The sequence below is a fragment of the Limnohabitans sp. Bal53 genome (assembly GCF_003063355.1).
In the GTDB taxonomy this organism is placed as follows: domain Bacteria; phylum Pseudomonadota; class Gammaproteobacteria; order Burkholderiales; family Burkholderiaceae_C; genus Limnohabitans_A.
Genome location: NZ_NESH01000015.1, coordinates 1 through 7,172, shown reverse-complemented (window position 1 = coordinate 7,172; position 7,172 = coordinate 1). Strand labels below are relative to the sequence as shown.

Genomic DNA, 7,172 nt, shown 5'->3' with positions numbered 1-7,172 from the left:
CCTGACCGCCTCCATCTTGAATTCCAGCGTGTACTTGGCCCGTTTCCTCGTTTCACTCATCTCGTTCTCCTTGAACTGATTTTTAACCATCAGCTAAGCAGTACGTTTTTCGGGGGCAAGGTCAGCCCACCTGCACGCGGTCGATGACGCGTTCGATCACAACAAAACCTAAATCAACCTGAATTGGAGAAATAATGCAAAAACTATCTATTATTAGGTTCAAACCTAAGCCTGAATGTTTTGATGAATTTGTCGCTGGTATCACCGCATTTAATGGAAGTAAGCACCGCATTTTCCATCTTATGCGATCAGGAGATGAGCTTCATGCAATTGTGATAAGAAATTCGGAAATACTTACTCAAGATGCAGCTGACGGTGTAAATTGGCTGGATGGTCAACGGCATCTTCTGCAAGAGTTTGATGCGATCAACCGACACACCATAGCTTTAAGTGGTGACCTAATTCATAGCACCATCGAATAACAGTCTTTGCTGCCTTCCGCTGACTTAATTTTGGTGCCACGAAATGGAGATCTATGATGTTATTTATGATTACGATGACACACGACTATTCAACTTGCCAAACCCATGATCCTGAAAGAGGGCCGCTGTGGAAAAATACGCTCGCAAGTTTATCAGACCACGGGCTTAAGATTCACGCAAATTACGTAAACAGACTTGAGCATAGGGGTTATATGGTTGTTGAAGCAGATAGTTTTGAAGAAATTGATGCTGCTTTTGATCCAGTTTTAGAGATGGCTCACTTTGAAGTAACGCCGGTTATGCAGCGTTAACTACGTTGAGCCAACCGAAATGCTCTACTGCTTAAAGCGATATGCCAGCTTGTCCGACGTCAGCGTGTGTGAGACAAATAGGGGTACTTGATTAAAGGAGGGTTTTGGTTCATCGTTCAACTCAAGGAGTGAAGATGAAATTGAAACCGTTTAAACTTTAAAACCAATGAGCCAATCTCTCCGTTGAGAAATTAACCCATCTGTCTCAAACCATTTGAAGACGGACACCCTGACCTGCATACAATTCCCCTCGGCCTGTAGAACGCAGCCAAATAACTTGCGACTGCCGTATTTATTTATACCAAGCTTAATGAGTAGCAACTAGCACCTGCGTGTCAGAGGCTGGCTCATCGAAATTCTAAGCATCAGATGGCTGATAGCTTCTGACGATGCCCTTCCTGAACACGTATAGAACTATGTGCGTAGCTCCCGAGGCTGAATTTCGGCAGCTCCTTCAGGACATCCGAACCCTCGATTTCGCCGCATAGCGGCCGTTCGTGATCGGCGCGGCGAACGACGACTCTGAGCCGTTCCGGACATGTCCAGCCTTTAAGCTTTGGGTCAGTCCAACTTCGGGACTCTGAAACGGTTGTCTACTCTCAACCTGCGACCCAATATCAATGATATCAAATGGGTAATTCGCAAATGGCGCGGGTCCGCAACAAGGAAATCCGAATGCTCCCGGGGCTTGTTCGGAGCTATCTGCTTCAGAAAGCCTTCGCGGCATAGCTTCCTATCCGGGCATCGCCTGGGACTTAGGCAGGGCCGGATCCATAACGTCCCAAGGCTGTGCACTTTTGACAAAGATGTCGCGACTTGGGGTGTACCAACTCGGATCGTCCAGACTGCCGGCATAGATCACGATCGCACCCTCGCCAGCGCCATTGATCAGAAACAAGGGCGAGCCGCATGTTGCACAGAACCCTCGGCGCATGGCATGTCCGCGATCAGCGGGGCGGTCGAACCAGCTTGGCTCGCCCGTTTCAATCGTAAAGTCGGATTGTTTGACCAGAACCGCCGGGAAATAAGCGCCCCCGGTTGCTTGCTGGCAATGTCGGCAATGGCAGTTGCCCATGTATCGCGCAGGACCTGTTGAGCGGTAGCGGATGGCACCGCAGGCACAGCCGCATGAAAAACTATCTGTCATCATTCCTCCTTGCTGCACGGATCATTTGTTTGTCGCATCAGAGCGACGCAGCCACCGTGATTGTGATCAAAGACCCTATCGATGAATAGAGAATGGCGCGCGCGATGGCGTCAACCCGCACGCCATAGTTCAGCGCCAGCATGAAACACATGGCCCCGCAGGGGGCGGCGGCCACCATCATGGCTGGGTTGCGTACCTCGGGCGTCAGTTGCAACACCCCGGCAAAGATGGCCCAGGCCAGCAATGGGTGAACCACAAGCTTCACACCGGCAATGGCCACTGGCAACATGGCGCGCGCGCCGCTGGCCTTCTGGCTCAGAATAACGCCAAGCGCGAACAACAGCACAGGCGAGGCTGTTGCGCCCAAGAAATCCGCGAAGATATCAAAGCCTGTGGGTACCGAGACGCCCAACAGTCCGATCACTAGGCCAAGTACCATGGCAACCAGCGGTGGATTTCGCGTGATCTTTCCCAGCGTGTGCCCAAGAGAGGCACCTTTGGTGGACAGGACGTCCATCAGGATCAAAGAACCGCTGAAAATCAGGATTCCGTCCATGGAAATGATCGCGACAATCGGCATCGCGGCGGTCTCTCCGAACAGGGTGACCGCAATCGGCAGAACGAAGAGGATATGGTTGGTCAGGGCGATGGCCAGGCCCAGAAGGGCGGCCTCCATAACATCGGTTTTGAAGACCCGCCGCGCGATCAGAAATCCGACCGCATACATCACCACTTCGGTGACGAAATACCCACCCAGCATGGCAAAGTTGAACTCTGCCAGCGGGGCATTGGCCAGCAATTGAAACCCCAGTGCGGGCATGGCGACAAACATCACAAATTTGTTCAGGGCCATGGCCATGTTGAAATCGAAAGTGCCGCGCAGGCCAAACACGTAGCCAAGCGCGCCAATCCCAAACACCGGCAGCACGCCGTTCAGCAATTGGTCGAGCATAGCGTCTCTTTCTGCTTGTCTGGTGGAAGACCGGCCTGTCTGGAACCGCACAGGCTGTCGGCTGTCACCATGTTTCGGCGAAGGGGCGGATATCCAGTTCGTGGGTCCAGCCGTCGCGCGTCTGGTGGTGCAGGGTCCAATAGGCTTCGGCAATGCTGTCTGGGTTCATCAGCGTATCCGGGGGCAGGGTATCGGGATCATTGCCCGCTTGTCGGACCCGGTCGCGGACAAAGGCGGTGTCGACGCCTGCATCAATGACCAAGTGCGCGACATGGATGTTTTTGGGGCCCAACTCGCGCGCCATGGATTGGGCAAGTCCCCGCAGCGCGAATTTGCCAGAGGCAAAGGCGGCATATCCCGAACTGCCACGGACTGAGGCCGTTGCCCCGGTGAAAAAGATCGAGCCTTTCTGTCGCTCCACCATATATTTCGCCGCTTCACGCCCCGAAAGAAACGCAGCATAGGCGCACATTTCCCACACCTTGCGAAAGACGCGCTCGGTTGTGTCCAGAATGGGGAACCGCACATTGCCGCCGACATTGAAGATGCAGATCTCTATCGGTCCGATCTCGGCCTCGACCATTGCGAACATCTCGGTCGCGGTCTCTTCCTTGCGGGCATCCCAAGTGAACCCCTGGGCGCTGCCGCCTTCTGCTTCGATATCGGCGATCAGGGGGGCAAACTTTTCCCCCCGACGGCGACCCATCACAACATGAAATCCGCCTCTGGCAAATCGCCTGGCGATGGCAGCACCGATGTAGTCTCCGGCACCGATGATCAGACAGATGGGCTTTGCGGTCATATTGTTACTCTATGCTGCTTCTGCCGTTTGGAAGGCGGAGCGGGCCTCTAGTCGATCCGCGTAGGCCGAGAGGTTCGGCAGGTTTTCGAACGCCGCACCAAGGCGACGCGACATGACGACTGCGTGTCCGGTGATGGTATCCGCAATCGTGAAATCCCCGGAGAGAAAGTCACGCCCTTCCATATGATGCTCGACCGCCGCGAGCGTGCGGTTCAAAAGCTTGAGCGCGCGCATCGCGATCTCATCGTTGCGCCGTTCAGGGGGGAGAAGGATGGTTTCGACCACATAGTTGTTGATCGGTGGCATGATCATGCCCTCGGCATAGTGCAGCCATTGCAGGTATTCGGCAAAGTTCTGGGCGTCCGGGCCCGGTGCCAAGGCGGGTGCATATTTGGCCGCTAGATACTGGGCAATCGCGGTGCTTTCGCTGATCGTGATATCGCCATCAACCAGTGTGGGCACCCGGCCATTAGGGTTGATCGCCGTGTAGTCCGGACCGCGCATTTCTTTCTGGCCCAAAGTGAATTTCACCAGCTCATAAGGCTGACCCATTTCTTCGAGCAGCCAAACCGTGCGCACGGCGCGTGACTGGGGGGCAAAGTAGACTTTCATTTGAGGCCTCTCGAATATGCGACGGGATTTGTTGACAAGCAGGAGACTTCAACTTTAGAAGTTAGTCAATTTAAAAAAAGAAGTGACTTTTGATGAGCCGCTCTGACCTTCCGTCGCAAACCTGCACCATCGCGCGCGCCGTTGCGCAAGTCGGCGATGAATGGACGCTTTTGATCGTGCGGCAAATCCAAATCCCAGAAAGGCCACCATACACCCAGCCAAAATGGCCGCCCGAAGGCCTGGTGTCTTTTCTTCATCCGTCTTCATTACTGCCCCCTATCGATGTTTGAAACGTTGCCCGATACGCTGTCGCTGAAGACCGGATCACTTCCCCTCGAACCGGGGCGTTTCCTTGGCCAGAAAAGCCGCGATCCCGGCAGGACCATCCGCTGTGCGCATCATGTCGGCGATAGAGCGCGTCTCGCGATCCAGCTGGGTTTCCAAGCCATCTGAAAATGCCGTGTCCAGAAGTCTTTTCACACCGCCAAAAGCCTTGGTCGGCCCGCTGGCGATGCATTGCGCCATTGCTCGGGCTTCGTCCATCACGGTCTCTGTCGGGACCACCTTGTTGACCAGGCCCCAGGCCTGAGCCTCGTCAGCTGTCAGGACGCGATTTGTCAGCATCAGCTCTTTTGCTCGCAGCAACCCGACGTGTTTCGCAAGGTAGTAGGTCGACGATCCGTCCGGTGTCAGCCCGGAGGACGTGTAGGCCGAGACAAACTTGGCCCTTTCGGACGCGATGACATAGTCACCGGATAGCACCATGGAGAACCCACCACCGCCTGCGGTTCCGTTCACAGCCATGATGACAGGTGCGTCGATCCGGGCGAGCCGGATCAACCCTGCATGCAGCAGCGTGGCCATTCGGGTCAGATGCGCGGGTTTGTCGGGTGCGGCATCCATTTCAGCTAGATCACCGCCGCCGCAGAACATCTTGCCCGTGGCGGTAACGATCACGGCGCGCACGTCGGGCGCACCGCAACGTACACCGACATCAAACAGCTCTTCGGCCATCCGCGCGTTCAGTGCGTTGGCCGGGTTGTCCTTACGGTCCAAAGTGATTGTCGCAATGCCGTCGGCAATCTCGAAGCGAAGTGTTTCATAATCCATATGTTTGACCTTTGGCAGATTTTACGGCGCACGCCTTGCGGCCTGTCGTTCCAATTCAAAACTGTGCGAAAGCTGGGGGGACCGGATGCGAACGGCGCGAGCGCATCCGCCAACCCTGTTTCCATGCGCCATTTCATATAGGCTGTTTGGTGACCCAGCGTCTCCCACATTTCAACCAAAACTAGAGACCGCTCACCATCCTCGACGAATGCTTCAACTTTCAAACAGCCGTCGAAAGCTCGTGTCGCGGGTAAAGCCTGGACCACGAACTCTAAGAATGCCCCCATTTTTCCCGCTTGTACGGGTATCTCCACTGTGACCATAACTGACATACAAAACCTTTCTGCAAATACTACGACAGGCTATACGGGCAAATAACGCCCGTCGCCATCAAAGAGCCAGCGTTCAACTGATCAGGCTCATTACTTCTTTTTCCCACCGCTTCCTGACTACATAAAAAGAAAAATCAGCTCAGAAGCGTTGCACCTGTTTCCATTTTGATTATTTTCCCGTCCTTCAGCATATGGACACTCATCACGGCCTCTTTGGTCGCGTCTGGGTAAGACATAAAGTCGTGTTTCACCAGGATGTCGTCGTTTTCATAAACACAGCGGGTTGACTCTTGAACAAATTTTTCGTTGGCAATCATGCCCTCGCACATTTCTCCCCATTGGGCTTTGGAAAATTTACTACCTGATTTGTGAAAGACGATGACAGCATCTTCATGAATAAGTTCCATGTATGCATAGAAATCTTTCTTTGCCATAGCAGCGCTCAGTTTTTCAAAAATAGTCATTGAATATGCCCCTGTAAGTGAGTGGTTAAATTAACCCGATTCGCTCTCTTGCCAATAGCTCGGTTTTCTCGAAAACTACGACCAATATCGAATGCCTAATAATTCGGGTGTTGATTGAAAAGGTGCTTAAGGGGTCGCTTGAGGCTGTAAGTAGCTCGTGCGCCTCCCTCTTCACATCAATCCGGGCGCTGCTTCAGTTAGGCAAACCTTGGTCCCAAAACACCCGAGATCGTTTCATCGTCCATGATGGGAACAATTTTTATTTCTATTAGTCCGTTCCAATCAAGTGCCCACGAAGCTAAAGCGGATGCATCGGTTGATTGACAAATCGCAAATCCGCCTGTTCCGTCCAAATTGTGGTAACGCGACAGCATGTCTATACCCGCAGGTGGCATCCCCCCCGTTGCCATGAATTGCTTTATGGTTACGTCGCGCGCGGCAGGTGTATGGGTCCAAGAAAAAATAAACAACATAAACGCTCCTTATATACATATCAAACAAAAACATTAATGTTGAGAGTAGCTAAAGTCGATTTCACAAACATTGGTAAAAGCTTGGTGTCGTCATAGTTAAAAGTAGACTGAAGGGGGCGCTTGAGGGTGGTGAATCTGCACACCCAACCATTCGCTTGAGGGGGGTAGATTAGGTCTAACGAGGTGTCTAGCCTCGCACTACCTCGAATGAACATGTTATGGGCTAACCACCCGATAACCTATGCTGCCAATATCGACTGAACAGCTATGAGGGGTCTTATGTCTCAGCCAATGATGTTTACTTACCCTCGCATAAATAGGGGTGGAGTTAATGAAGTGGCAACAGACTTCCCAGCTTATTGACCTTGCCCCCGAAAAACGTACTGCTTAGCTGATGGTTAAAAATCAGTTCAAGGAGAACGAGATGAGTGAAACGAGGAAACGGGCCAAGTACACGCTGGAATTCAAGATGGAGGCGGTCAGGCTG

10 protein-coding genes are annotated in these 7,172 nt (G+C 53.0%); 2 read left to right on the top strand and 8 right to left on the bottom strand.

Features of this window, described 5'->3' with window-relative positions; all coding sequences use genetic code 11:
* Nucleotides 1-194 precede the first annotated feature (194 nt).
* A complete protein-coding gene (locus B9Z50_RS17255) occupies nt 195-482 on the top strand; it encodes a hypothetical protein (RefSeq protein ID WP_108365983.1) in 288 nt (95 codons plus the stop codon).
* A gap of 56 nt (nt 483-538) precedes the next feature.
* Nucleotides 539-793, top strand: a complete 255-nt coding sequence (locus tag B9Z50_RS17250) for a DUF3303 domain-containing protein (RefSeq protein WP_108365985.1) — start codon at nt 539-541, stop codon at nt 791-793.
* 733 nt (nt 794-1,526) lie between these two features.
* Here the strand turns inward: B9Z50_RS17250 and B9Z50_RS17245 are convergent.
* The 8 genes from B9Z50_RS17245 to B9Z50_RS17205 all read right to left on the bottom strand — a co-directional run bounded on the left by B9Z50_RS17245 (nt 1,527) and on the right by B9Z50_RS17205 (nt 6,685).
* A complete protein-coding gene (locus B9Z50_RS17245; RefSeq protein ID WP_108365984.1) occupies nt 1,527-1,940 on the bottom strand; it encodes a GFA family protein in 414 nt (137 codons plus the stop codon).
* Nucleotides 1,941-1,977: 37 nt separating this feature from the next.
* Nucleotides 1,978-2,892 carry an AEC family transporter gene (locus tag B9Z50_RS17240; protein WP_108365982.1) on the bottom strand — a complete coding sequence of 305 codons (915 nt, stop codon included), beginning with the start codon at nt 2,890-2,892 and terminating at the stop codon, nt 1,978-1,980.
* Nucleotides 2,893-2,956: 64 nt separating this feature from the next.
* Nucleotides 2,957-3,694 (bottom strand): SDR family NAD(P)-dependent oxidoreductase, encoded by a 738-nt coding sequence (locus tag B9Z50_RS17235; protein WP_108365981.1) that lies wholly within the window; start codon nt 3,692-3,694, stop codon nt 2,957-2,959.
* 9 nt (nt 3,695-3,703) lie between these two features.
* Nucleotides 3,704-4,306: a glutathione S-transferase family protein gene (locus B9Z50_RS17230; RefSeq protein ID WP_108365980.1), complete on the bottom strand. Its 603-nt coding sequence runs from the start codon at nt 4,304-4,306 to the stop codon at nt 3,704-3,706.
* A gap of 324 nt (nt 4,307-4,630) precedes the next feature.
* Nucleotides 4,631-5,416 (bottom strand): enoyl-CoA hydratase/isomerase family protein, encoded by a 786-nt coding sequence (locus B9Z50_RS17220; RefSeq protein ID WP_108365979.1) that lies wholly within the window; start codon nt 5,414-5,416, stop codon nt 4,631-4,633.
* Nucleotides 5,329-5,739 (bottom strand): putative quinol monooxygenase, encoded by a 411-nt coding sequence (locus tag B9Z50_RS18195; RefSeq protein ID WP_370463097.1) that lies wholly within the window; start codon nt 5,737-5,739, stop codon nt 5,329-5,331. The genes B9Z50_RS17220 and B9Z50_RS18195 overlap by 88 nt, the downstream gene beginning before the upstream one ends.
* Nucleotides 5,740-5,882: 143 nt before the next feature.
* The gene (locus B9Z50_RS17210) at nt 5,883-6,212 is read right to left on the bottom strand and encodes a nuclear transport factor 2 family protein (protein ID WP_108365977.1); all 330 of its coding nucleotides are present in this window, start codon (nt 6,210-6,212) and stop codon (nt 5,883-5,885) included.
* 197 nt (nt 6,213-6,409) lie between these two features.
* The gene (locus tag B9Z50_RS17205; protein ID WP_108365976.1) at nt 6,410-6,685 is read right to left on the bottom strand and encodes a DUF3303 domain-containing protein; all 276 of its coding nucleotides are present in this window, start codon (nt 6,683-6,685) and stop codon (nt 6,410-6,412) included.
* Between the last annotated feature and the right edge of the window lie 487 nt (nt 6,686-7,172).